General features: G+C 61.2%; 28 protein-coding genes. 27 read left to right on the forward strand and 1 reads right to left on the reverse strand.

The window, feature by feature from the left end; translation table 11 throughout:
- Window position 1: 1 nt before the first annotated feature.
- The 3 genes from ACK59L_RS14185 to ACK59L_RS14195 all read left to right on the forward strand — a co-directional run bounded on the left by ACK59L_RS14185 (window position 2) and on the right by ACK59L_RS14195 (window position 1,160).
- Window positions 2-343 (forward strand): antiterminator Q family protein, encoded by a 342-nt coding sequence (locus tag ACK59L_RS14185; protein WP_409274306.1) that lies wholly within the window; start codon window positions 2-4, stop codon window positions 341-343.
- Between the two features lie 128 nt (window positions 344-471).
- Window positions 472-843 carry a chemotaxis protein gene (locus ACK59L_RS14190; RefSeq protein WP_409274308.1) on the forward strand — a complete coding sequence of 124 codons (372 nt, stop codon included), beginning with the start codon at window positions 472-474 and terminating at the stop codon, window positions 841-843.
- Window positions 843-1,160, forward strand: a complete 318-nt coding sequence (locus ACK59L_RS14195; protein WP_409274310.1) for a hypothetical protein — start codon at window positions 843-845, stop codon at window positions 1,158-1,160. Before ACK59L_RS14190 ends, ACK59L_RS14195 begins: the two co-directional genes overlap by 1 nt.
- A 50-nt stretch (window positions 1,161-1,210) precedes the next feature.
- Here the strand turns inward: ACK59L_RS14195 and ACK59L_RS14200 are convergent, their stop codons facing one another.
- Window positions 1,211-1,531, reverse strand: coding sequence for a hypothetical protein (locus ACK59L_RS14200; RefSeq protein WP_409274312.1), 321 nt, complete (start codon window positions 1,529-1,531; stop codon window positions 1,211-1,213).
- 183 nt (window positions 1,532-1,714) lie between these two features.
- Here ACK59L_RS14200 and ACK59L_RS14205 point away from each other — a divergent pair, with 183 nt between their 5' ends.
- The 24 genes from ACK59L_RS14205 to ACK59L_RS14320 all read left to right on the forward strand — a co-directional run bounded on the left by ACK59L_RS14205 (window position 1,715) and on the right by ACK59L_RS14320 (window position 23,052).
- Entirely contained in the window at window positions 1,715-1,912 is a 198-nt protein-coding gene (locus ACK59L_RS14205; RefSeq protein ID WP_028634949.1) for a hypothetical protein, read from the forward strand.
- Between the two features lie 3 nt (window positions 1,913-1,915).
- Complete coding sequence (locus tag ACK59L_RS14210) at window positions 1,916-2,146, forward strand: hypothetical protein (RefSeq protein ID WP_409274314.1); 231 nt, start codon at window positions 1,916-1,918, stop codon at window positions 2,144-2,146.
- A 12-nt stretch (window positions 2,147-2,158) separates the two neighbouring features.
- The gene (locus ACK59L_RS14215; RefSeq protein WP_181074789.1) at window positions 2,159-2,317 is read left to right on the forward strand and encodes a hypothetical protein; all 159 of its coding nucleotides are present in this window, start codon (window positions 2,159-2,161) and stop codon (window positions 2,315-2,317) included.
- Window positions 2,317-2,694: an HNH endonuclease gene (locus tag ACK59L_RS14220; RefSeq protein ID WP_409274316.1), complete on the forward strand. Its 378-nt coding sequence runs from the start codon at window positions 2,317-2,319 to the stop codon at window positions 2,692-2,694. Before ACK59L_RS14215 ends, ACK59L_RS14220 begins: the two co-directional genes overlap by 1 nt.
- Before the next feature lie 116 nt (window positions 2,695-2,810).
- The gene (locus tag ACK59L_RS14225; protein WP_409274318.1) at window positions 2,811-3,356 is read left to right on the forward strand and encodes a terminase small subunit; all 546 of its coding nucleotides are present in this window, start codon (window positions 2,811-2,813) and stop codon (window positions 3,354-3,356) included.
- On the forward strand, window positions 3,353-5,041 hold the full coding sequence (locus ACK59L_RS14230; protein ID WP_409274320.1) for a terminase large subunit: 1,689 nt from the start codon (window positions 3,353-3,355) through the stop codon (window positions 5,039-5,041). Before ACK59L_RS14225 ends, ACK59L_RS14230 begins: the two co-directional genes overlap by 4 nt.
- Window positions 5,038-5,199 (forward strand): hypothetical protein, encoded by a 162-nt coding sequence (locus tag ACK59L_RS14235; protein WP_182387823.1) that lies wholly within the window; start codon window positions 5,038-5,040, stop codon window positions 5,197-5,199. The genes ACK59L_RS14230 and ACK59L_RS14235 overlap by 4 nt, the downstream gene beginning before the upstream one ends.
- Complete coding sequence (locus ACK59L_RS14240) at window positions 5,192-6,493, forward strand: phage portal protein (protein WP_049696033.1); 1,302 nt, start codon at window positions 5,192-5,194, stop codon at window positions 6,491-6,493. The genes ACK59L_RS14235 and ACK59L_RS14240 overlap by 8 nt, the downstream gene beginning before the upstream one ends.
- A gap of 3 nt (window positions 6,494-6,496) precedes the next feature.
- Window positions 6,497-7,354 carry a head maturation protease, ClpP-related gene (locus tag ACK59L_RS14245; protein WP_049696032.1) on the forward strand — a complete coding sequence of 286 codons (858 nt, stop codon included), beginning with the start codon at window positions 6,497-6,499 and terminating at the stop codon, window positions 7,352-7,354.
- Window positions 7,351-8,544: a phage major capsid protein gene (locus tag ACK59L_RS14250; RefSeq protein WP_409274323.1), complete on the forward strand. Its 1,194-nt coding sequence runs from the start codon at window positions 7,351-7,353 to the stop codon at window positions 8,542-8,544. Before ACK59L_RS14245 ends, ACK59L_RS14250 begins: the two co-directional genes overlap by 4 nt.
- A gap of 47 nt (window positions 8,545-8,591) precedes the next feature.
- Window positions 8,592-9,083 (forward strand): hypothetical protein, encoded by a 492-nt coding sequence (locus tag ACK59L_RS14255; protein ID WP_409274325.1) that lies wholly within the window; start codon window positions 8,592-8,594, stop codon window positions 9,081-9,083.
- Between the two features lie 3 nt (window positions 9,084-9,086).
- Window positions 9,087-9,428 carry a head-tail connector protein gene (locus tag ACK59L_RS14260; RefSeq protein WP_409274327.1) on the forward strand — a complete coding sequence of 114 codons (342 nt, stop codon included), beginning with the start codon at window positions 9,087-9,089 and terminating at the stop codon, window positions 9,426-9,428.
- Window positions 9,425-9,751, forward strand: coding sequence for a phage head closure protein (locus ACK59L_RS14265; RefSeq protein ID WP_400562128.1), 327 nt, complete (start codon window positions 9,425-9,427; stop codon window positions 9,749-9,751). Before ACK59L_RS14260 ends, ACK59L_RS14265 begins: the two co-directional genes overlap by 4 nt.
- 10 nt (window positions 9,752-9,761) lie before the next feature.
- Complete coding sequence (locus ACK59L_RS14270) at window positions 9,762-9,944, forward strand: hypothetical protein (protein WP_409274329.1); 183 nt, start codon at window positions 9,762-9,764, stop codon at window positions 9,942-9,944.
- A 1-nt stretch (window position 9,945) separates the two neighbouring features.
- A complete protein-coding gene (locus tag ACK59L_RS14275; RefSeq protein WP_409274331.1) occupies window positions 9,946-10,437 on the forward strand; it encodes an HK97-gp10 family putative phage morphogenesis protein in 492 nt (163 codons plus the stop codon).
- A 1-nt stretch (window position 10,438) separates the two neighbouring features.
- Entirely contained in the window at window positions 10,439-10,822 is a 384-nt protein-coding gene (locus tag ACK59L_RS14280) for a DUF3168 domain-containing protein (protein ID WP_409274333.1), read from the forward strand.
- A gap of 55 nt (window positions 10,823-10,877) precedes the next feature.
- Entirely contained in the window at window positions 10,878-11,351 is a 474-nt protein-coding gene (locus ACK59L_RS14285) for a phage tail tube protein (protein ID WP_198740625.1), read from the forward strand.
- A 68-nt stretch (window positions 11,352-11,419) separates the two neighbouring features.
- On the forward strand, window positions 11,420-11,809 hold the full coding sequence (locus ACK59L_RS14290) for a hypothetical protein (RefSeq protein WP_409274335.1): 390 nt from the start codon (window positions 11,420-11,422) through the stop codon (window positions 11,807-11,809).
- Window positions 11,810-11,856: 47 nt separating this feature from the next.
- The gene (locus ACK59L_RS14295; protein WP_161631449.1) at window positions 11,857-12,018 is read left to right on the forward strand and encodes a hypothetical protein; all 162 of its coding nucleotides are present in this window, start codon (window positions 11,857-11,859) and stop codon (window positions 12,016-12,018) included.
- 35 nt (window positions 12,019-12,053) lie between these two features.
- The gene (locus tag ACK59L_RS14300; RefSeq protein WP_409274336.1) at window positions 12,054-17,921 is read left to right on the forward strand and encodes a tape measure protein; all 5,868 of its coding nucleotides are present in this window, start codon (window positions 12,054-12,056) and stop codon (window positions 17,919-17,921) included.
- A complete protein-coding gene (locus ACK59L_RS14305; RefSeq protein WP_409274338.1) occupies window positions 17,918-18,889 on the forward strand; it encodes a hypothetical protein in 972 nt (323 codons plus the stop codon). The genes ACK59L_RS14300 and ACK59L_RS14305 overlap by 4 nt, the downstream gene beginning before the upstream one ends.
- The gene (locus ACK59L_RS14310; RefSeq protein ID WP_409274340.1) at window positions 18,889-19,614 is read left to right on the forward strand and encodes a hypothetical protein; all 726 of its coding nucleotides are present in this window, start codon (window positions 18,889-18,891) and stop codon (window positions 19,612-19,614) included. Before ACK59L_RS14305 ends, ACK59L_RS14310 begins: the two co-directional genes overlap by 1 nt.
- Window positions 19,611-20,234 (forward strand): hypothetical protein, encoded by a 624-nt coding sequence (locus ACK59L_RS14315; protein ID WP_409274342.1) that lies wholly within the window; start codon window positions 19,611-19,613, stop codon window positions 20,232-20,234. The genes ACK59L_RS14310 and ACK59L_RS14315 overlap by 4 nt, the downstream gene beginning before the upstream one ends.
- Before the next feature lie 58 nt (window positions 20,235-20,292).
- The gene (locus ACK59L_RS14320; protein ID WP_409274344.1) at window positions 20,293-23,052 is read left to right on the forward strand and encodes a hypothetical protein; all 2,760 of its coding nucleotides are present in this window, start codon (window positions 20,293-20,295) and stop codon (window positions 23,050-23,052) included.
- The last annotated feature ends 150 nt before the right edge of the window (window positions 23,053-23,202 follow it).

The raw sequence follows: 23,202 nt of genomic DNA on the forward strand, positions 1-23,202 counted from the left end.
TATGAGCCACTTGGAGAGAAGTGCAGAAGAATTGCTCGAGCATTGGGGTCGCTGGGTTGTGCTGGGCTCCGGCGTGTCCTGCTGCGCGTCGCGTGAGAACACCATCCTCGACCCGGTCATCACCGACGACGAGGCCCTGTTTATAGATCGCCTGGTCGGCCGTCTGTTGCAGCGCTATGCAGAGTGCGGGGCGGTGATCATGAAGTACTACACGTCACGGGACACCTCGCTGCGTGAAGTGGGCAAGAAGCTGAAGTTCGGAGAGGAGAAAACAAGGCAGCTCTGGAAGGCCGGTGTTGCTTGGGTTGATGGGGCGCTTGATGCTCGTCGTGAAGCCGCTTGACATCCCCGGTCCTCATCCCTATATTTCGTGTTACTTTGCGGTAGGTGCGCGAGAGCAAACTCGCCATCAGCAGCAGCCACCTTGAAGCCTCGGCATATGCCGGGGCTTTTTCTTTTCTGGAGAAATGGATGGACCCGACCGACCTCGGCCCAGGCACAGCCACCTGGCTGGGCGGTACGGGCACCGTCCTGCTGGGCGTCTTCCTCTGGCTGCGCAAGTTCCTATCGAAAGACGCGGCAGATCGCGCGATGGATAACGCCGATATCGGCACGGTGCGCCGCCTGAACGAACTGCTCGACTCTGAACGCGAGGCCCGCAAGCTCGCCGAAGCCCGGGCTGACCAGTTCGCCAAGGAGCGCAACGACCTTGCTGCCACCGTTGGGCGCATGGAAGGGAAGATCGAGGCTCTGACCAGCCAAGTCGGCCAGCTCACTGAGCGCGTCTCGCTGCAGAGCGAAGAGATCGCCCGGTTGCGCACGAAGCTTGGAGGTATGTCGTGATGGACAGATGCGCACTTGAATTCATTGCTCGCCGCTGGTGGCGTCGCATTGAGGTTTGGGTAATCGCCCTGTTGCTCGTCGTGGGTGGCGGGTTCGGCGGCTACCAGCTCGCTCAATGGGCCCTTGCCCGCAGCTACCTGGAGCAGGTCGCCGAGATCCGCTCCGCCTATGACGAAGCCAGCCTGCAGCGTGATCAGAGGCTGGACGAGCTGGCCAGGCAGACCGGTAGCGCGGCCGCTAAGGCCTCAAAGGCAGCCACCACCGCCACACAGGCTGCCGATAAGGCTGACGAGGCCCTTAGTCGAGTCTCGCCCTGAGCGGCACAAAGTCTATATACGCGGCTCCGAAGCGATTTTTTTCCTTCACCTTAGTGGGGCGCATCTTCAGCCCAGGCCACATCCCGCGTAAAACCCATTTTTTCGCAGGTATATAAGCCTGTGGCACTTAACTTATGACCAGCTCCTTCCTCGGTTTGTGCAAGTAGGATCAGTCCTTGACCCATGAGGAAATTCTTGGTCGCCAAGAGTGGCATCGGACCATATTTTGGTGCTAGTTCTTCGCTTGAAGGATGGCTCGCAGCTATCCCGAAATCAGCTGGAAGCAAACGAATAGCATTAGGAAAAGCTTGAAAAAGGGTAGTCAATACTCGGATCGAAAGATCGTCTAATTGGTCTGTTTGAAATTCCATTCTGTTACCGCCTTGTCCGAGGACTTTTCGTTGTAAGAGCCTAAATAGGGCAGAGGAGCGAGAGCGCGTCAAGTCACTGAGAGCCGCCCATGCAAGCCTTTTATCTTCCCTAAAAGCTACAGCTATAACCACCAAAATTAAGTGGTAAATCAAATTCAATCGCGTACAGAGCGAGGAACGACCGTGATCAAGCTGACCAGCACCAACGGCAACAATCACTACCTGGCGCCTGCTGCTATCGCTCGTGTAAGCGAGGCCAGCGCCAGCTCTCAATGGCACGGCATCTGCGCCATCGTCCATACGTTCGATGGCCAAACGCTTGAGGTTCGCGAGCGCGCCACCGATATCGCCAGCCAAATTGGTATGCGCCGAGAGGGGTGAGAGGTGGCTAGGACACTAGCGCCGTATACACCCTGCAAGCTTTACGTGGACGGCGCCGACGGCATCGTGGTTGGTGACTACATAACCACTGCTGCTGGTTCTGCCTACCTGGTGCAGACGCTGAGGGTGAGTCGCACCAGGCCAGAGCGCAAGCACATGGACTGCCTGCGCTGGCCCATTGCTGAGTTACCGCCTGATGCACGGTGCTACCAGCTGACTTGGTACAAGAGATAAGGAACATCGGCCATGGCCAAGGTTTACGCAACGATCGTCTGCCGCCACCGCTGGTGGTTGAAGTACTACTTGGCTGGCGTGCTGCTGGCGTGTCACCTCACCGGGCGTGATCCTCACCTTGGTCGCGTCACGCGCTGGATAGAGCGCGGCATCGTGGTCGAGGTGCGTTGATGGCCAGGCTCAAGACGATCAGCCCCCGCCTACAGGAAGCCGAAAACACTAGGGTCAAGCTAGTAGACCCCAGCAGTTGGCGTAGTGGAATGACCAGCTCGCAGCGCGGGTACAACTACAAGTGGCAGAAGGCGAGGGAGCGATATCTCGAAGAACACCCGCTCTGCGCCTACTGCGCGAAGATCGGGCGAACGACCGCCGCCGGCGTTGTTGACCATGTCGTGCCGCACCGGGGTGATCGCGATCTGTTCTGGAACCAGGACAACTGGCAACCGCTCTGCAAGTCCTGCCACGACACGGTCAAACAAGCCGAAGAGGCCGCAGGCGTAGTGGGTTCACCGCGCGGCGCACCAAATAGGTGCGGGATCTTTCCCTAAGCACACCAGTGACGTGCCACAAAGGGGTAGGGGGGTCAAAAGCTAGGGGTTCTCATCTAGCTAGACCGCTCCCGACCCCACGTACAGATTTTTTTCCCCCACAGGATTTTTGTTAAATGGCTTTAACATCCCGCAAGCGCGCTTTCATCGCCGCGCTGAGGGAAGGTGCGTCCAATCGGGACGCTGCTGTGGCCGCTGGCTACTCCGAGCGCACAGCGTCTGCGGCGGGCTCTCGGCTGGTCAAGGACAAGGACGTGGCGGCCGAACTGATGAAGCTGCGCGCCCTGGGGCTGATGCCTCCAGATGTTAAAGGCGATGTTAAACCGGATGTTAAAGCCAGGCCCGCCGCCAAGGCTGCCAAAGAGGCTGGGCCGGGCCCGGAAGCGCCTTCGGCACCGGAGGATCAAACCGAGCGGGAACCTGCCGGGTTCGACCTGGCCCAGGCGCTGCTGCACCGTGACCCAAAGGACTTCCTCCTGGCGGTGATGAACGACCAGGAAACGGAAGCGAAGCTGCGCGTCGATGCCGCCAAGGCGCTGATGCCATTCGTTCACCCTCGCAAAGGCGAGAGCGGCAAGAAGGACCAGGCCCAGGCCAACGCCGATAAGGCAGCTAACGGCAAGTTCGGCACCCGCCGCGGCCCGCTGCAGTCGGTGAAATGATGGAGTGGTCAACCGCTTGCCCAGACTGGGAGCAGCGCATCGTCGCCCGCCAGGGCCTGATTCCGTTCGAGCCGCTATTCCCGACCGAGGCCGAGGAAGCCCTCGACGTGTTCGGTGCGCTGCGCATGGTGGACGCCACCGGCAGTCCACTGATGTGCGAGACCGTACGTGACTGGGTCAACCAGTTTGTGGCTGCGATCTTCGGCGCCTACGACCCAGACTCGGGCCGGCGCCTGATCAGCGAGTTCATGCTGCTGATCAGCAAGAAGAACGGCAAGTCGACCATCGCCGCCGGCATCATGCTCACCGCACTGATCCTCAACTGGCGGGCGTCGGGTGAGTTCATTATCTTGGCGCCGACCAAGGAGATCGCGGATAACTCCTACCTCCCGATCCGGGACATGGTGGGTGCCGACGACGAGCTCAAAGCCTTGCTCAAGGTGCAGGATCACCTGCGCACGGTGACGCACCGGCAGACAAATGCCACGCTCAAGGTAGTAGCAGCAGACAGCGAGACAGTGTCGGGAAAAAAGGCCATTGGCGTGTTCATCGACGAGCTGTGGGTGTTCGGCAAACGCGCCAATGCCGAGGCGATGCTGAGAGAGGCCACCGGTGGCCTGGCATCCCGACCGGAGGGGTTCATCATCTGGGCCACCACCCAGTCCGACGCCCCGCCTGCTGGCGTGTTCCGCCAGAAGCTGATGTACGCCCGCAAGGTGCGCGACGGCGAGATCGTCGATAAATCGTTCCTGCCGGTGCTGTACGAGTTCCCCAAGGCAATGCTTGACGCCGGCGAACACCGGGACTTCTCCAACGCGTATATCACCAACCCTAACCTTGGGCTGTCGGTCGACGAACCTTTCATCGAGCGCGGTTATGCACAGGCCCAGCTGGACGGCGAGGAGTCTTTCCGCGGCTTCTTGGCCAAGCACCTGAACGTGGAGATCGGCTTGGCGCTGCTTTCGGATCGCTGGGCGGGTGCTGATTTCTGGGAGACACAGACCTCCGAGCTATGCCGGACGTTGGAAGACCTGATTGAGCGGTGCGAAGTGATCGATATCGGTGTCGATGGCGGGGGGCTGGATGACTTGCTTGGCTTTGCAGCACTCGGTCGAGAGCAGGGCACACGGCGTTGGCTGACCTGGACCCATGCTTGGGCCCACCCATCAGTACTGGAGCGGCGTAAAGCAGAAGCGCCGCGCATCCGCGACTTCGCGAAGGATGGGCACCTGACCCTGGTTGAACGCATCGGCGACGACATCGAGGCGGTGGCACAACTGGTGGCGCAGGTCGAACAGGCCGGCCTGCTGGACAAGGTCGGGCTGGACCCGGCCGGCGTCGGGGCGATCCTCGACGCGCTGGAGGCTGTTGGAATTCCGCGCGAAAAGATCGATGGCATTTCCCAAGGCTGGCGTCTGGGCGGAGCCATCAAAACCGCCGAGCGCAAACTGGCCGAGGGCACGCTACTACACGGTGGCCAGCCGATGATGGCCTGGTGCTGCGGTAACGCCAAAGTTGAGCCCCGTGGCAACTCGATCCTCATTACTAAGCAGGCCAGCGGCTCGGCCAAGATCGACCCGCTGATGGCGCTATTCAACGCTGTGACGCTGATGGCCCTCAATCCCGAGGGCCAAGGCGGCATGGAAAACTTCATGGCCGGCATTCGGGATCCACTGATCGCATGAACGCATTTCACTACTTCATCATCTGCGCGGTGTGCGGATTCGGCCTAGCCTGCGCGGGCGTCTGGATGCTGGCGGGTACGGGCTGGTCTCTGCTCGCGGGCTCGGTCAGTCTGTTCAGCATTGCAGCGTTCATTCGCCGAGGGCTGAGCAGTGATTAAAACCCTCTCTCAGGCGCTCGGCACAGCAGCCGCCAAGCCCTCGGCAAGCATGAGCAGTTGGCTGGGCAAAAGCATTCGATTGTCGGACGGCGGGTTCTGGAGCGCCTTCTTGGGCGCCCAGTCCAGTAGCGGCAAGTCAGTCACGGTCGACAAGGCCATGCGCCTGTCGGCGGTCTGGGCCTGCGTTCGCATCATCTCCACCTCGGTCGCAGGCTTGCCTCTCAGCATCTACCGGCGCCTCCCGGACGGCGGGCGCGAGACGGCGCGAGACTTCCCGCTCTACGACGTGGTGCACAACAGCCCGAATGAGGACATGGCAGCCTTCCACTTCTGGCAGGCGGTCGTCGCTTCGATGCTGCTGTGGGGCAATGCTTACTGTGAGATTCACCGGTCCGGCGGGCGGGTCATCGCACTAGACTTCCTGATGCCGTCGCGGGTAACTCCGGAGGCGGACGATGATGGTCGGCTGCGCTACTTTTTCCAGCCGCGCAAGGGCGCTCGCCGAGAGATTGCCCAGGGCGACATGTTGCACATCCCGGCCTTCACCCTGGATGGCCGGATGGGCCTCTCGGCAATTCGTTACGGCGCCGATGTATTCGGCTCGGCCATGTCGGCCGACGATGCTGCCAATACCACCTTCAAGAACGGGATGATGCCCACCGTAGCCTTCTCGGTGGATAAGACGCTCAACCCCACGCAGCGTGCCGAATTTCGAGACTACGTTAAGACGATTTCTGGCGCGCTCAATGCGGGTAAGAGCCCGGTGCTCGAGCAAGGCGTGAAGCCCGAGATGATCGGCATTAACCCGGCTGACGCCCAGCTGCTCGAGTCACGTGGGCACAGCATCGAGGAGATCTGTCGTTGGTTCGGCGTGCCGCCCTGGATGGTGATGAAAACTGACAAAGGCAGTAACTGGGGCACAGGCCTTGAGCAACAGCAAATCGCGTTTCTGACCTATTGCATCATGACCTACACGGCGCCAATCGAGCAGTGCGTGAACAAGCGATGCCTAACAGCGGTGGACCGGATCAAGCACTACGCGGAGTTTTCGCTGGAAGCCTTCCTGCGCGCTGACAGTGCCGGCCGTGCCGCCTACCTCAGCACCATGGGCCAAAACGGCTACATGACCCGAAACGAGGGTCGGCACAAAGAGAACCTGCCCAGCATGCCTGGCGGCGACATCCTCACCGTGCAATCGAACCTGGTACCGCTTGACCAGCTGGGCAAACAAAACGATAGCCAAGCCGCGCGCGCGGCGCTGATGAACTGGCTTCAAAGCAACTCCGGGGAGTAACCCATGAAACACAAGATCCAGTCTCGCGGCCTGCGCAGCGAGATGAGCCCGCGTGCGCTCGATAAATGGAACCCCGCCATTCAGGCGGCCGTGGAAAACACCTCGGAAACCATCACCATCTACGGTGTTATCGGTGAGGACTGGTACGGGGAGGGCGTGACCCTCAAGCGTATCGATGCAGCGCTGCGGGCCATTGGCGACCGTGAGGTGACGGTGTACATCAACTCGCCAGGCGGTGACATGTTCGAAGGCATTGCCATCTACAACCGCCTGCTCGAGCACAGCCAGAAGGTCACCACCAAGGTGCTGGGTATGGCAGCCAGCGCCGCGTCGATCATCTACCTGGCTGGCGCCGAGCGCCAGGTCGCCAGCAGCGCCTTCCTGATGATCCACAACTGCTGGACCTTCCTCGCCGGCAACCGCCACTACCTGCGCGACGTGGCCGACGACATGCAGGAGTTCGACGCCGCCATGAGCGACCTCTACGCCGAGACCAGCGGCCAGACCCCTGAGAGCATGGCGGAGCTGATGGACGACGAGACGTTCATCCGCGGCAAGCGTGCCGTGGAGCTCGGCCTAGCTACCAGCATCCTCGCCCCGGGGGAAATCACCGAGCGGGAGACCGAGGAATCTGCCCAGGCCAACGCCCTGAAGGCCATGGACACAGCGCTCGCGAAAGCCGGTATGCCCCGGTCCGAGCGCCGCGAATTATTTGCCAGTTTCAAGTCCAGCATGCCTCGCGCTGCTGGCGGGGGTACGCCTCGCGCTGCCCTGACCGACAAGCCGAACGCTGTCGCGCCAGACCTCTCCGCCTCACTGAGCGCGGCAACCAATCTCTTGAACTCTCTGAAAGGTAAATGACCGTGGACTATGAAGCCCAAGTCAAAGAAATCAACGCCACGCTCAAGGGCATCGGCGACCAGATCAAAAGCCAGGCCGAGGCCACCGAGAAGCAGATCAAAGCTTCCGGTGAGATGAACGCCGAAACGCGTGCGAAGGTTGACGAGCTGCTAACCAAGCAGGGCGAGGTCTCGGCGCGCTTGCAGGAAGCAGAGCAAAAGCTTGTTAACGCTAACCGCTCGCGCAGTGAGCCGGACCGCCAAAAGACGGCCGGCGAAATCGTCACGGCATCTCAGGAGATGGAGGGTGTTGATTCCTCGTTCCGCGGCTCCCGCCGCATCTCGGTAGCTCGGGCAGCTATCACCTCGGCAACCGGATCGGCGGCGGACACAGTACCTGCTGATCGCCGCTACGGCATCCAGGCAATCCCTGAGCGTCGACTGACTATCCGTGACCTCATCGCACCAGGCCAGACTGGCAGCAACTCGGTGGAGTACGTTCAAGAGGAAGGTTTCACCAACAGCGCCCGACCAGTCGCCGAAGGTACCGCCAAGCCCTACTCCGACATTAAATTCAAGCTGGAGAACGCGCCCGTTCGCACGCTGGCTCACCTGTTCAAGGCCAGTCGGCAGATCCTGGACGATGCACCTGCGCTGCGCAGCTTTATTGACGCTCGTGGCTACTATGGCCTGAAACTCGCGGAAGAGTCGCAGATGCTGTTCGGTAACGGTACCGGAGCGAACATTGGGGGGATCGTACCGGCGGCTCAGCTCTACTCGCCTCCTGGCGGTGTTGTTGTGCCAGGTGAGCAGCGCATTGACCGCATTCGTTTGGCGCTGCTGCAGGCAGAGCTCGCTGAGTATCCCTCGGACGGCATCGTTCTCAACCCAATCGACTGGGCCATGATCGAGCTGCTCAAGGATGCACAAGGACGCTATCTGATTGGCCAGCCTCAAGGTGATACCCAACCCACTATGTGGCGGCGTCCCGTAGTTGCCACGCAGGCCATGCCGGTCGATGACTTCCTGGTAGGTGCATTCGGTCTAGGTGCCCAGATCTTCGACCGCATGGATGTTGAGATCCTCATCTCGACCGAGAACGACAAAGACTTCGAGAACAACATGGTGACCGTCCGTGCGGAGCAGCGCTTAGCATTGGCCATCTATCGAGGCGAAGCTTTCGTCACTGGCCCGCTCACTCGCACGTCCTAACCCAACAAAAACGGCGCCGGCCCCGGCGCCATTGAGGAGTCAATCTCATGGCCAGCACGAAAAAGCAGGACAAGGCTGACACGGTCACGCCCTCAGCGCCCGAAGCGTTGCAACATCAGCTCGAGGATTCTCAGTCCAAAGACCGACCAGCCGAGCAGGTTTCGCCGCTCGATCCTGAGCAGGCACCGGCAATTGTCACGGTGAATGCCGACTCTGGCCTCGAGCAAATGAGGCCATTGCTCGTGGAGCAACCGACAGCAACCGAAATATCGGCCTCGCACGCTGATGCAACTGACGTCACGCAATCGCGTATCGACGAGCAGCGCCAAGCAGCCAGTGGAGACCAGGTAAAAGCTGAGTCGACCACGATTCCGCGTACAGACCCGAACCCTATCAGTGTCGAGGTTTACCCAATGCGGACCTACATGGACGAAGGCGAACTGCGTCGTCGCGGCGGCCCAAGTTACCAGGTGCCGCGGCGGCATGCTGAAGACCTAGAGCGTCGCAATCTGGTATCTCGCACTCCACTGGAGGAGTGATCCATGTCGCTGATCAGCATGGCCCAGGCCCGCGCCCACCTGCGTGATCCGGACGATGAGGACGACTACCTACAACTGCTGATCGACTCGGCCGAGCTCTCGGCAATGAACTACCTCAACCGCCAGGTTTACGTCGATGCGCAGTCGCTGGCTGAGGCGATCGCAGCCGAAGTTGCCGGGGACAAGCCCATGCTCAGCAATGCACCGTTCAAGTCCGCTTGCCTGCTGATCCTGGGCCACCTGTACGCCAACCGCGAAGACGTTGTGATCGGCACCATCGCCACCGACCTGCCCCGGGGTTCTCAAGCGCTGCTGACGCCTTACCGGGTCGGGTGGGGCATATGAGGGCCGGCCCGCTTCGCCATCGTTGCCAGTTGCAGGAAGAGAGGTCCACGCCCGAGCCAGGCGGCGGAAGGCGCAAGTCCTGGGTGGAGGTCAAGCCCATCTGGGCAGAGATTCAGCTACCCACGGGTCGGGTCGACCCAGTCGCCAACCAGATCCAGAACGTTGTGTCTGCCGAAATCCGGGTGCGCTTTTCGCGCATCTACAAGAACGGCATGCGGCTCGTACATGTGTCAGCTGACGATACCTACTTGATCGAGGCTGTGTTGCCCAGCAACGAGCGAGACATGCTGCGGCTGCTCTGCTCCAACGTCATCAATCCTTGAGGAAACCACCATGAAAGTACGAGCGCTGGCCAGTCTCTCTGGCCCCATGGGCGAAAAGGCCATCGGCGACACCTTCGACGTGAAGGCGGAAGAGGGTCGTAGCCTGGTCGAGAACAAGCAGGCGGAAGAGGTCACCCCTTCCACCAAGACGGCCGATACGGTCAAGGCTGCAGCGGCGGCCAAGGGCGAGTGAAGTGGCCCGCCGATCGCGCCTGACGGGCGATATCAGGCTGCGCAAGGTGCTTCGCACCATCCACCAGACCGTCGACAACGAGGTCAGGGCGGCCATGCAGGATGGGGCCGAGAAGATCCTAGCCAGCATGAAGCAGTTTGTGCCTAAGGATACCGGCGCCGGCGCAGCCGCTTTGACTGCCTATGTAGCCCCCAGCGGCCTGGATGCTCAGATTGGTCTACGTGGTAAGAAGGCGAATCGTCGGTATTTCTACCTGCGCTTCCTGGAGTACGGCACCAAGGGCACTTTCAAGAGCCAGGAGAACGGTCGCCGGGCGGGAAGGGCCGCGAACAAAACCGACGGTACCAACTGGTTTGGCAAATCGCCTGACATTCCTGCCATGCCTGCCCACCCTTGGCTCAGGCCGGCGATGGATGTGAACCGCGAGGTTGTTCTCGCCGATATCAGGGCGGCAGTCGCTCGTACGCTCGACAGGGCATCCAGAGGACAGTGATATGGCAGATCCAGCATGGGCCCTGCAGGTCGCTCTGCATGCTCGTCTTGAGGCGGGCCTGCCATGCCCGGTGCATGACGGCGTACCCGATAACTCCCCGTTTCCTTACGTGACTCTCGACAGTGCAGTCAGCGATGCAGCGGATTTCTTGGCCAGCCGCAAGGATCAGCGCTTCCTGTATCTGTCGGTCTGGAGCCAGTACCAGGGCCAGAAGGAGGTGCACGAGATCATGGCCAAGATAGACGCCCTGCTTCACAACCAGCCGCTGGTGCTCACAACCGGCCATGTCATCGGCATGCAGGTCACGCGCAAGCAGACCAGCCGCGAGCCTGATGGCAGGACCTACCACGGTGCAGTGACGCTGCGCGTCCTCACCCAACACTGATCTACCCCTGAATCCGCCGCGTTGCGGCATATCACCTGTCCCAGGAGGACTACCCATGCCTGTTACTACCGCAGCCGGCACGAAGATTTTCATCGGCCCGCGCCTGACCGCAGATTTGCCCAAGGATGCGGCCGCTGCACTGACCTTGTTGGCAGCCATCACCTACACCGAGATCGGTGAAGTCGAGAACATCGGCGATTACGGCGATGAGGTGGGTGACGTCACGTTCGCCTCGCTCGCCGCCTCCCGAACCCGACACCTCAAAGGCCTGGCCGATGCCGGATCTGTCGACCTGTCCATCGGTCTGCTCGACGACGATGCGGGTCAGCTGGCGCTGCAGGCCGCACAGAAAGACCGCAGCCGCTTCGATTACCCAGTGAAAGTGCTGTACGAAAGTGGTGTCGCCGATTACTTCGCCGCCAAGGTCATGTCTTCCCGCAAACAGGTCGGCGGCGCCGAGGATGTTCTCAAGCGCACCGTGACCATCGGTATCAACTCCGAGATCTACGAAGACCAGCCGGACCCGTAACTTCCGGCTGAGGCGCTGCTACTGGCCGCGCCTCCTTCGCTCAAACCCCATAATTCAAGGAACCCGCAATGTCCAAGACCAATCATGGCACCGTCGTCGTTGAAGCCGGCAGCGACAGCTTTACCCTCAAGCCCACACTTCGGGCTGTTCGCGCTTTGGAGAACCGTTTCGGCGGCATTCTGCCAGCGATGCAGACCCTGGGCGCGGCCAACATCACCGCCACCGCATTCATCATCGCCGCCGGCGCCGGTATCGACACCAACAAGCGCAAAGAGCTCGAGGCGGTCGAGGAGGCTGTGTTCGAGGGCGGCGTGAACAAGGTCGGAACCCAGGTACTGCAATTCGTGAAGGCACTGCTGAACCCAGGCGGCAAGACCGATGAAGAACTCGAAGAGTCGCAGGGAAACGAACCGAGCGACCCGGCAACGGCAGCTACGTCGATGAGCTCTTCGGAATAGCAACCGGCTGGTTGGGTTGGTCACCGCACGACGCCTGGGATACCCCTGTGGTCGAGATCATCCTGGCCTGGGAAGCGAAAGCTGACTTCCTGAAAAAAACCAATCCGTTCGGCCAGCCGGAGACGCAGCCCTCCAAGGCGGCCGTGGCAAAAGACCTTCGGCGCGGCCTGAGAGGGGCTGCTGCGTCTCGATCGGCGGCTAAAAGCTGACCCGCCCTGGCGGGTTTTTATCGCCCGGGGGCAACATGGCAGATACTGACGTTCAAGGCATGCTGGTACGCATTGAGGCCACCACGGCTCAACTCCGCCAGGAGATCGCACGGGGTGAGTCGGCGGTTGCGTCAACGTCCAAGCGGATGGATTCGAGCCTTGCGCGCGTAGACGACGCATTTGATCGAGTAGGTGCCAGCGCCCAGAACGCCGGAGGACTGCTCAAAAGCGCCCTGGCAGCCGCTGTAGGGGCTGTTTCTGTAGGCTCGATCCTCAAGGCGGCCGACTCCTACTCCCAGATGTCGGATCGTATCGGCCTGGCTACGAAGAGCTTCGGCGAGTACACCGCTGTCCAAGATCGCCTGCTGGCCACAGCGAACCGGACCTACCGGCCGCTGGAGGAGGCCCAGGAGCTATACATCCGTACAGCGGATAGCTTGCGTTCGATGGGGCTCAGCGCTGATGAATCCATGGACGTCATGGATAGTTTCAGCTACCTGCTGGTGACCAACTCGGCTTCAGTCGATAAAGCCAGCTCAGCCATTGATGCGTATTCCAAAGCGCTGCAGACCGGAAAGCTCGATGCGGACGGCTGGCAGTCCATTCTCGCGGCCATGCCGACTGTGGTGGACACCATCGCTGAGGCCACTGGCAAAAGTGCCGAAGAGATCCGAAGCCTTGGGGCACAAGGAAAGCTCAGTCTCGACATCCTCACTGAGGGTTTACAGAAAAGCGCTGCTGCAAACGGATTGCTGGCTGACAGCATGGGAGTTGCCGTCCGCGATGCCCTGACGGCGCTGAACAACGCTTTCACCGTCTACGTGGGCCAGCTGAATGAATCAACTGATCTCACTGGAGTGCTCGCGTCTGGGATATCGGTGCTGGCCGATAATTTCGGGACTATCGCCGAAATCGCGGGCGTTGCCGCTGCCGGTGCTTTGGCTGTTTACGCCCGGTCATTGGCCGCTTCTGCAGCAGGGTCTGTGCTCGCCACGAAGGCGGCTATTGAAGATTCCATGGCGCGGCGTGCGCAGGCGTCCACTGTGCTGCTTGCTGCCCAGGCAGATCAGCGGAAGGCCCAAACCGCCGTTTTCTTAGCTGAGAAGGAGCTGGCGGCTTCCAAGACTCGCATCAGCGGCATGGCGGTTGAGAAGCAGCTGGCGTTGCAGCTCGCTGAGGCTCGGATGGTTGAGGCTCGCGCCACGGCAGCCGTGGGCGCTGCCCAAAGCGCAATCGTCGGCACTGGTCGTACATTGCTCGGCTTGCTCGGCGGTCCTGTTGGGATCGCGATGTTGGCGGTGGGTGCCGCGACCGCTTTCCTAACCCTGCGGGACAACACTGGCTCTCTTGAGAAGGAGCTTGGCGATTTAGCCGATCCAGTAGACAAGCTCGCTGAGCGTTTCAACAAGCTTAACAGGGCGACGCAGTCCGTCACCCTGCGTGAGCTTCAGGCAAAAATCGCAGACACCCAGGAAAAACTGACCCAGATGTCTGGGGCGATGGCTGACAAGTTTGAGTCCGACCTGCGCAACATGGGTGCCGCGGGCGCTGACGGGTTGATGGCCAGCCTGGTGAAGTTGCCGGCCGAGGCTCAGGCTGCGCTGGACTTGGTGCGCAAGGCATCGAAGGATCAGGCCGCAGGCATCACCGTTGACTGGAAGGCGGTGGCTGATCAGCTGCGTTTGATGCCAGGCGTTACGGAGCAGATGGCGCGGACCTTGGAGTCCAGCCAGCAGCCAGTGGCCGAGTTGAGTGCCCTTCTGCAGAATCAGAAGCAAGCGTTCTCCGAGCTGACTGGTGCTACGGATGACAACACCCGGGCGGAGCGTGAGAATGCGGCTGCCAAGGCATCGGCTGCCGGAGAGGGACAGAAGTATCTGGAGAAGTTGCAGAAGCAACTGGCAACCGCCCAGGATAAAACCGCGCTGCAGGCAGCCAATAGGTTCATCGCTGAAAACAAGCTGCTGACTGACGAAATGGTCGTCGCGATCCGGTCTGCTGCTGCAGCCAAGGATGCCCAGAATGCGGCGGATGATGCAGCCACCAAGGCCACCAAGGGGGCGACTGGCGCGGCCAAGGAGGCAGCTACCCAGGCCAAAAACCAAGCCAAAGCCTTATCCGATTTGAAGGTTCAGGCGGACATCGCTATAGCCTCGGCTGAGGGGTTGGCGGCCGCTTACCTGGCCGGCAATGATCGCTCCCGCGAGTTCACCCTCAAGCAGAAGGTGGAGGAGGCACTGCTAAAGTCTGGGGCGGGTGCGCGCGATGCGGTCACCGCCGCAATCACCAGGCAGATGGCTGCCGAGGACCGGCTGGCGGTGAGCAAGCAGGCGTATGACCTGCGGCAGGAAGCGACCGACCAGACCGCCGTGGCCAAGGCCACGCTGCAGGGCGCAGATGCGCTGGCCGACTACAACATACAGAAGGCCCTGAAGGTGGCCCTGGCCGGCAAGGACATCGCCCAGTCCAGCGCCGAGTACGAGGCCCTGGTCAAGGCCACCCGCGCGCAGCAGGAGGCGGTGAGGATCGCCCAGCATGCGGTCAGCGCGGGCTCGATCCTTGATCGGCTCTACCCGCAGCAAAAGCTGCTGCGCGATTACACCGAGGAGCAGAAAGCGCTGAATGCAGCCATGTCGCTGTACCCAGAGAATGCTGCCAAGTATCAAGAGGCGCTGGGCAAGCTCAGCAACGAATACGAGATCAACCGCAGCAACTCGACGCTCTGGGGCCAGATGACCGAGGGCGCCATCGACCGGGTGGACCAGGCTTTCGCCACCGCCTGGTCCAACATCGGCAGCGGGGCCAGCACCCTGTGGGGCGATCTGGTGAAAGGGTTTAAGCAGACCCTGGGCGAAATCATCCACATGCTGACCACCAAGCCGCTTCTGGCCTCGATCAGTAACTGGCTGACCGGTACCGACAACGGCCAGGGCCTTTCCTCGGTGTGGGGCAAACTGCTCGGTAACGGTTCAAGCGGTGGCGGCACTGGCCAGCTCAGCTCGCTGGCCAGCACCGGCAACATGCTCTACAAGGTCTACAGCGCTATCACCGGGGTGGGCTCAAGCATTGCCTCCGGCTGGGCTTCTGGCGGCCTGAGCGGGGCCATCAACGGAGGCTACAGCTACTACGCCAACCTGTTCAGCGGCCTGACCAGTAGTCTGTACAGCGGATTTGGCAGTGTTGTGAGCTCCATCCTGGGTTCGACCAGCTCCCAAATCGCGGCCAACGCAGCCACCTCGGCGGCGCTTCAGGGCGCGGTCGCCCAGGGCGCAGCCACCGTCGGCAGCAGTATCGGGGTAGGGGGAGCGGCCTATGCCGGCGCCGGAACCGCTGCAGCTGGTGGAGCAGCCGCAGGTGTGAGTACTGGGCTCATGGGGCAATTGGCGGCAATGGCTTCGAATCCTGTTGGGTGGGTCGTAGCGGCCATTACTGGCGCCTATCAGAGCGGCAAGCTCTACGATCAAGGCGTGAGATTCAAGACTAGTGAGGTCACAAATCTCGACCTGATTAAATACGACCCTCTGGCCAAAACCATGCTCGCCAGCCTGGGCCTGACCGATAAGATCGCCTCCAAGCTGGTGGGCGGCAAAATGGCAGCCATGCTCACCGGTTCGACACTGGCTTCGGCAGTGCTGGGAAAAGTCAGCTCAGCGCTGTTTGGTGGCAAATGGCAAACCAAGGATGGCGGTTTCGAGCTGGGCGTAAGCGACGGCGACTTCCAAGGCTGGGAGTACATCTACCAGAAGAAAAAAGGCGGGCTGTTCAGCTCGAGCAAAAAGCGCACGCAGTATTCGGCGCTTAATCCTGAGTTCAAGGCAGCCTTGGAGCAGACCTATAGCGAGACGCAGGACAGTGTCGTCGATTTGCTGGCGCGAATCGGAGTTTCGGTAGGTGAGGGTGCTTTCTCTGGCCTGACCATCGCTCGCAAGCAGATCTCGACCAAGGGCCAAACCCAAGAGCAGATCCAGGCGGCTATCAATGATCTGTTCAGTGGTTTCGCTGACCAGATGGTCACTTACCTCGATCAAGGTTCAGGTGGCTTCGGATACAGCTTTGCCGAGCTTGGCCAGCGTATCGCCACGTTCGAGAGCTTCAACAAATCGTTGGAGCTCATCGATGTGGCCATGCTCAAGCTGTCTCCGCATTCGATGGAACTGGCTAACGCCATGGTCACCGCAGCTGGCGGTATTGAGGCCTACACGGAGAGCCTCAATGGATACTTCGGGGCTTTCTTCAGCGAGTCCGAGCGGGCCGACAAGACGCTGGCTGCTCTGCGACAGCAGTTCAAGGATATGAACGTGGTGCTGCCAGAGACCCGGGAAGGTTACCGCAAGCTGATCGAATCCCTGGACCTGACCACAGAGACTGGTCAGCAGATGTATCTGACGCTGATCGGTGCTGCGGGTAACGCCGCGCAGGCCTACGACATCCTCGAAGCGCGTTCGACGGCGGCAGCACAGGCAGTGCAGGAAGCCGCCGAAGCCTTTGCAAATAGCCTGAGCACCTACACCGGTGCGTTCTTCACGGATGTAGAGCGCGCGGAGTCGACACTGTCAGCTGTTCGGCAGCAATTCAAAGCCATGAACGTGGTGCTGCCGGAAACGCGGGAAGCCTATCGCAAGGTCGTTGAGTCACTGGATCTCACAACCGCAAGCGGTCAGCAGATGTACGAAACGCTGATTGGTGCGGCCGGTACCGCGGCGCAGGCCTATGATGTCCTCGAGGCGCGGGCCACGGCAGCAGCACAGGCGGCGCAGGAAGCAGCGGCCAAGGTCGCGGCCGCCCTGGAAAGCAACGTCACGGCTGCGCTGGGTTCTGTACAGCGCGCCGTCAATGCCCAAAAGACCGCTCTGACTGAGGCCTACAATGCACAGACGGCCTCGTTGAACGACATGTCGCAGACGGCCCAGCAAACCGTGAGCGGCCTGACGTCGGTGGGCAACAACCTGAGCAGTGCGCTCAAGGCGCTGCGAGGCAATTCTGACGACGCGGTCAAGATGCTGCGCAGCCAGGCACAGGCCACGCTCGCCAACGCCCTGGCCGCAACCCGCGCGGGCAAGTCAATGAGCAGCATCACCGGGCTCAGCGATGCGCTCGAGGTGGTGAGCCAGAACAACACCACGGCCTATGCTTCGCTTGAGGCCTTCAACCGCGACCAGGGTCGCACTGCCAACGTGGTCAGCCAGCTCAACGCCGCTAATGGAAAACAGCTGACTGCGGCCGAGAAGACCGTTACAAGCCTGCAGACTCGAATCGAGCAGGCCAAGCAGTCATACGACCTACAGATGGCTCAATACGACGTGCAGCTCTCGCTTGCTCAAGCTCAGGTCGATGCGCTCAACGGCGTGGACAACTCGATCGTGTCGGTGGCGGCCGCAGTCGACAGGCTGAGCTATGCCATCACTGCCTCGCTGTCGATCAAGGACGCCAACGCTGCTCGGCAGAACACCCCCGACAACAACGTGGCGCTGCTGCGGGCGGTGTATCAGGCCGTTCTTGGCAGGGAGCTGGATGCTTCAGGACTAGCAACCTGGACGGCTGCTTTGCAGAACGGCTCTGTCACCTATGCCAACTTGATGGACACCATCGCTCGTGGCGGTGCTGCAAACGGTGAGTCCGTCAGGACTCCTGGCTATGCCTCAGGGGGCATATTCAGTGGTGGCCTGCGCCTGGTAGGGGAGCGTGGACCGGAACTGGAGGTGACCGGGCCCAGCCGGATCTACAACGCAGGCCAGACGGCAGCGATGCTTGCAGGCGGCCAGGACGAGGCCACGGCCGCAGAGGTGCGCGAGCTTCGAGCCGAGCTCAAATCGGCCTTGTTCGCGATCGCCAAGAACACCCTGAAAGCCGCCAAGAACACCGATCTTCTACCGCAGAAACTGGAACAGGAGCTGTACCCGTGAGGATCATTGAACCAGTCACCATCACCCCGAGCATGGCGGTTATGGAGGCGTTTCAAGTGGCGCCCGGCGCCGAGCCGCTGGTGGTCAAAGCAGGGCAGTCCTTCCAGGTCGCCTCGCTCGTTACCAACGTCCCGGAGAACGACTATCCGGTCTGGGTCCCGACGAAGGCGTATGCGCTCGGCGAGCGCGTCATGCTCGAGCACCGTAACTACGAAGCTCTCGTCGCGCATAGCAACAAAAGCCCGGCCGGGGCCGCTACCGATCCACCAACCTGGCTGGACCTGGGCCCCACCAACCGCTGGCGCCTGTTCGATGACAAGATCGGTACCGAGACCAGCAACCCGGAGAGCATCGCGCTGACCATCGCCCCGGGCCGGGCGGTGGACTCGCTGGCGTTCTTCGGACTGGACGCGGCGTCGATTTACGTGCGAGTCGTCGATCCCTATCAAGGCATCGTCTACGAGTCGAGCGTCTCACCCGTGTCCACTGACGGCATTGACGATTGGTACGACTACTTCTTCTCTCCGGTCGAGGTGAACGAAGACTTCGTGCTGCTCGATGTGCCAGTGGGCAGCTATGGCTCCATCGAGATCAGGATCGCCAAGCCCGGGGGGCTGGCCAAGTTAGGCGCGCTGATACTGGGCAAAGCCGCCGTGCTGGGCGAGGCGCTCTATGGCACAGCGGTGGGGATCACGGACTACAGCCGCAAGGAGCGCGACGACTTCGGCAACATGGTGGTGGTCGAGCGAGACTATTCCAAGCGCGCCGACTTCGACGTGATGGTGCCCACCAGCATGGTGTCGCAGGTCCAGCGCCTGCTGGGCAAGTACCGAGCCAAGCCACTGGTGTGGATTGGTGAGGCTAGCCTGCAATCCACGATCCTCTACGGCTTCTATAAAGAATTCAACCTGGTGATCAGCGGCCCGATAGCGTCGGACTGCTCCATTTCTGTCGAAGGACTCATCTGATGGCAACACCCATTGTTACCCGGCTGCCTGAAGCCCCGAGCCGACAAAACTCGGCGGGGACTTTTGCCGCGCAGGCCGACAGCTTCATGGCGGCCTTGCCGGCGTTCGGCGACCAAATCAACCAGGTGGTGGACCACGTCGGCGACCAGGTGGACGCCGTCGTTGAAATCGCACGGCAGATCACCAACAGCGGTACGTTGCAGGTCGAGAAGGCGGCAGACAACGCTTCGGCTGCGGCGCAAAGCGCCCAGACGGCAGCCAGTCAATCGGCTGCGGCCAAAGGACAGGCCGATGCCAGCAGGGGGCACCGGGAAGCGGCGCAAGCGGCTGCAGCGGCAGCGCAGGCCTCGGCAGGTTTGCCGGCCACAGCTGGTAAGGCCGGTGCCCCTTTGTTGGCGCGTCTCGATGGTGGCGTCGACTTTTCCAGCAGCCTGAGCCGTTATGACCTGAGCCTGGCGGCCAGCACGGCCTTGCTGGATCTGGCGCAGAGCCAGGTGTTCAAGATCGACGCCTCGATCAAGCGCACTCTGTCCTTTGCCAACGCTCCGGCAGGCGGGCGGGCCATGACCGTGGTGCTGCACATCACCGGCACGGTTGAACCTGCCTGGCCACCAGGCATCCTGTGGAACAACAGCCAGTCGCCGGTGATGGGTACCACCTGGACTACGATCATCCTTATCTGGATCGGGGATGGCTGGGTGGGTTCGGTAGGAGCGCGGTCATGATTGAGGCCGCCTTGATGCTGGGAAATGTCCAGGGCTCGGCAAGTGCTTGGCAGTTCATTGGCTCGACAAACTTGCTGACCACTGACAGCGCGCCGATCACGCCAGGCCTGCCGGCTGGTATCCGAGAGGGCGATCTGCTAGTAGGCGTCATGTCGCCACGCTCCGAGCAGGCGCCGACCGAGATGCTCACGAATGGCTGGCAGCGCTGGCGGACCGGCAACCAGGATTACCTGTGCGCGGCGCGCTACGTCGCCGGGCTGGCTGCTCCCAGGTGGTACAAAGGCGCGGCAAGCGGGGTATTCACGGCCGTACTGGCGTTTCGTACCCGCGCATGGTCGACCTTCACTTTAGCGGCGCAGTCGGCGCCGGCCGCACCGGCCGATCTCGGGACCACGGTGCGCAACTCGCTGGTGCTGGCCATCGGCGTGACCCCGGGCACCACTCGCGACTGGCAGGTGAGCGTCGGAGGGACGTTGGCGCCTGTCTCGCGGATCGAGCGTGCACTGGCCCCTGGCATGCAGGTTTCCTCGCTCAGCGTCGACTATCCACAGCCGGTCTTGGGGTTGATGGTTGATGCCCTATCCGGTAGCGAGCGCAACCTCATCCTCACCGCTTATTGACCAAATCAGCAACAACACACCGCCTACTGGCGGTTTTTTTTGCCTGGAGAAAAGACACATGGCTTACAACAGCGCCCACACCGGGGCGGAGATTGACGCATCGGTCGAGATGCTGGCGCAGATCCAGACGGCGCGGGACGAAACCGGCAGCAATGCCGACGCCGTGAAGAAGCTGAGCGCCGAGGTCAAAACGAACGCAGCTCAGGTGCAGGAGCAATCGCAAGGCGTCACGCGCAGCGCCACCCAGGTCGCACAGCAGGCGCAGGCCGTGGCGGCGGACCGGCAGGTTACCCAAGAGGCTGCGGACCTGGCGCAAGAGGCAAAGTTGGCCGTAGCAGATGATCGCAACACCGTGCAGCAGAACACCGCCCTGGCCGAGAACAGCGCTCGTGCGGCCCAGCAAAGCCAGATCGCCGCCGGCCTTTCCGAGCAGGTGACTCAGGAGGCCAGCATCTTCATTGTCGGCGCGCGCGCGAGCGTTGCAGAATCGGTCGCACAGGTGGCAGCTGATCGAGCCAGCGTCGAACGAAACGCTTCTGCAGCAGCTGCCAGCGAGGCCAAAGCCGCGGCGGTGGTCACGGGCGGTACCGCCAGCTTTCAGCCCGAGCCTGGCAAGATGCCGATCGCTGATGGCGCCGGCACCATACACGATGACTGGTTGAGCCGGAATGTGGCACGTACTTCCCAGGTCGATGATGCTGCCAGCCAGGCGAGAGAAGCGGCGCGACAGGTCTCAGAGCTGGACACTCAGCTGAACGCGGTCAAGCAGGAGGTAGACAAGTCCACCACGCTGGCCAACTACGACGACCTGCGCGCCTACATCGGCACGGCTGCCGAGGTGACCCTAACCCAGGGCGGTATCGCCGGCACCTTCCGGCGCCTGATCGGGTCAGGCAAAGGTGACAACGGCGGCACCTACATTGTCGGAGGGAACGGTTCGGTTTGGGAGCGCATCTTCAACGGTCTGATCCATGCCATCTGGTTTGAAGGTCAAAGCGACCTGCAGATCATCCAGCGGGTGATCGACGCGGTGCTGGCGATAGGCGGGCAGGAGGCGGTGGTCTCGCGTGAGTACGTCTGCGTGGGCGCCCTGAAGAACCGCACCAACGTGCGCTTTTTAGGCACGGGTCAGCTCTCGGGCAATGCCTCTTACCGGGTGCGGGTCATTCCGGAGTCTGCACCGACGAGCCCGCCTACCTTCCACGACCTGGAGCCTGCTCGCCACCTCAAGACCTTCTCCAATACCAGGGCGCCGGTCGTAGTGCTGACCGGCAGTTCGACCGGCACTTGGAACCCCAACACGGTGGACACCGGCGGCGGGGTAGCGGCGATGCTGTCTCTGCGTATCCGCCAGCTCAATCCGGATAAGAAGATCACCTTCCATAACCGCTGTATCGGTGGTCAGACCTTCGCCAACCTCAACGACAAGCCCACTGTGTTTCCATCGTGGTACACCGATTCGCGGCGTGCCTGGATTGATTATCTGTCGGACGTCAAGCCGGACGTCATCTACATCATCATGGGCAGCAACGACAGCGGCAACATCTCAAATGCCGCGCTGACGTCGGCGGTGGCCAAAATGAAAGGATTCGCCAAGGTACCTGACCTAGTGTTCATCACTCAGCCCTCGGTGTGTGCCGACCCAAACGCCGCCTTCGCTTCCTACGGTAGCTACGATGAGCAGGAGGGCCGTGATTTCGCGGCCGGTCTGGTGCGCTCGTTTGCGCTCTACAACGACTATGGCCTGATCGATGGCAATCGCATGGGCGGTATCGTTATAGACGGTCGAGATATCCTGGCAACGGCCATGAAGCGTCTGGCGGCGAGTGTTGCAGCGCCGAACGGCATGTATATCTGCCCGGTTACCGCCCATGACTTCGCCATGAACCTGGCGTTTGTCGGCGATGCTGCGGCCAACAACGCAGCCTTCAGCATGTCCGAAAACCCGAACAATCCACCGATTGTACGGGTGGGCGCGGGCGGTAGTAACGGTAGCTCTGGCGATATCGTGCAGATCCGCAAGGACTCGAATGGCTTCTTCGTGTTCCAGTGCTACTGCGGCGGCGTCAACTACCAAACCATCAACACCACCATCCCGTTCCCGGCCGGGTCGTTCAACCTTGAGGTGATCAAAAGCGGTGTCTGGCTGGCAATCAGCTTGGACGGCCAGCAGGATACGACCCGCACCGCCATGAAGCTGATGACCCATGGCGGCCAGTTCTACCCTCTGACCCGCTACTACGACCTCGACACCGGACCATGGGCACGCGTCAATCATGTGAACCTGGGCGAACCGCTGGCCTACCGGCCGCAGTTGACTTCGGCACAGGCCTGGGGCGCACCCAACCCGACCGCCACCACGTCGCTCCCCTACGGCGGCAATGGGCTCAACCACTTTTCCTCGAAGGGCACGGCACTGATCTACGGGCCTTTAATCGACGGCGACAACTTGCAAGGCACCCAGTACGGCAGCGGAACCTACATCCCAATGCTCAGCAACCTGCAGAACCTCAGCGTGGCGGTACCACGTGATGGGCTTATGTACAGCCGGGTCGGCAGTTTGGTGTCAGTGTCAGGCTGTATTACGTTGACGCCAGTAACCGAATCCACGCTCACCCAATTGCTACTGTCGATCCCTATTCCATCAGACTTTACGGCAGTCACAGATGCAGCCGGGTTCTGCTCGGGCGTGCAGGAGCCGATGATGACGGGCGTGATCTGGAGCGACCCTACCACCGACAGCGTGCTGATCCAGTTCAAGTCAACGGTCAAAGTGGCAGTGCAGGTACGTATCAGTTTTGCTTACCAAATAAAATAGTTGGACAGCTTGAATAAAGTTATATGCGGGAGCTTGAACATGTGTATGCTAGATGCCAATATTTTGAGTGTTTTATATTCCAGCGAAATGCGATGGTCTTTTCTGTAGGCGAGCTAAACGGCGCTTAGATTATGGTAGGGTTATATTGGC

Source organism: Pseudomonas sp. KCJK9111 (genome assembly GCF_046231935.1).
GTDB lineage: Bacteria > Pseudomonadota > Gammaproteobacteria > Pseudomonadales > Pseudomonadaceae > Aquipseudomonas > Aquipseudomonas parafulva_B.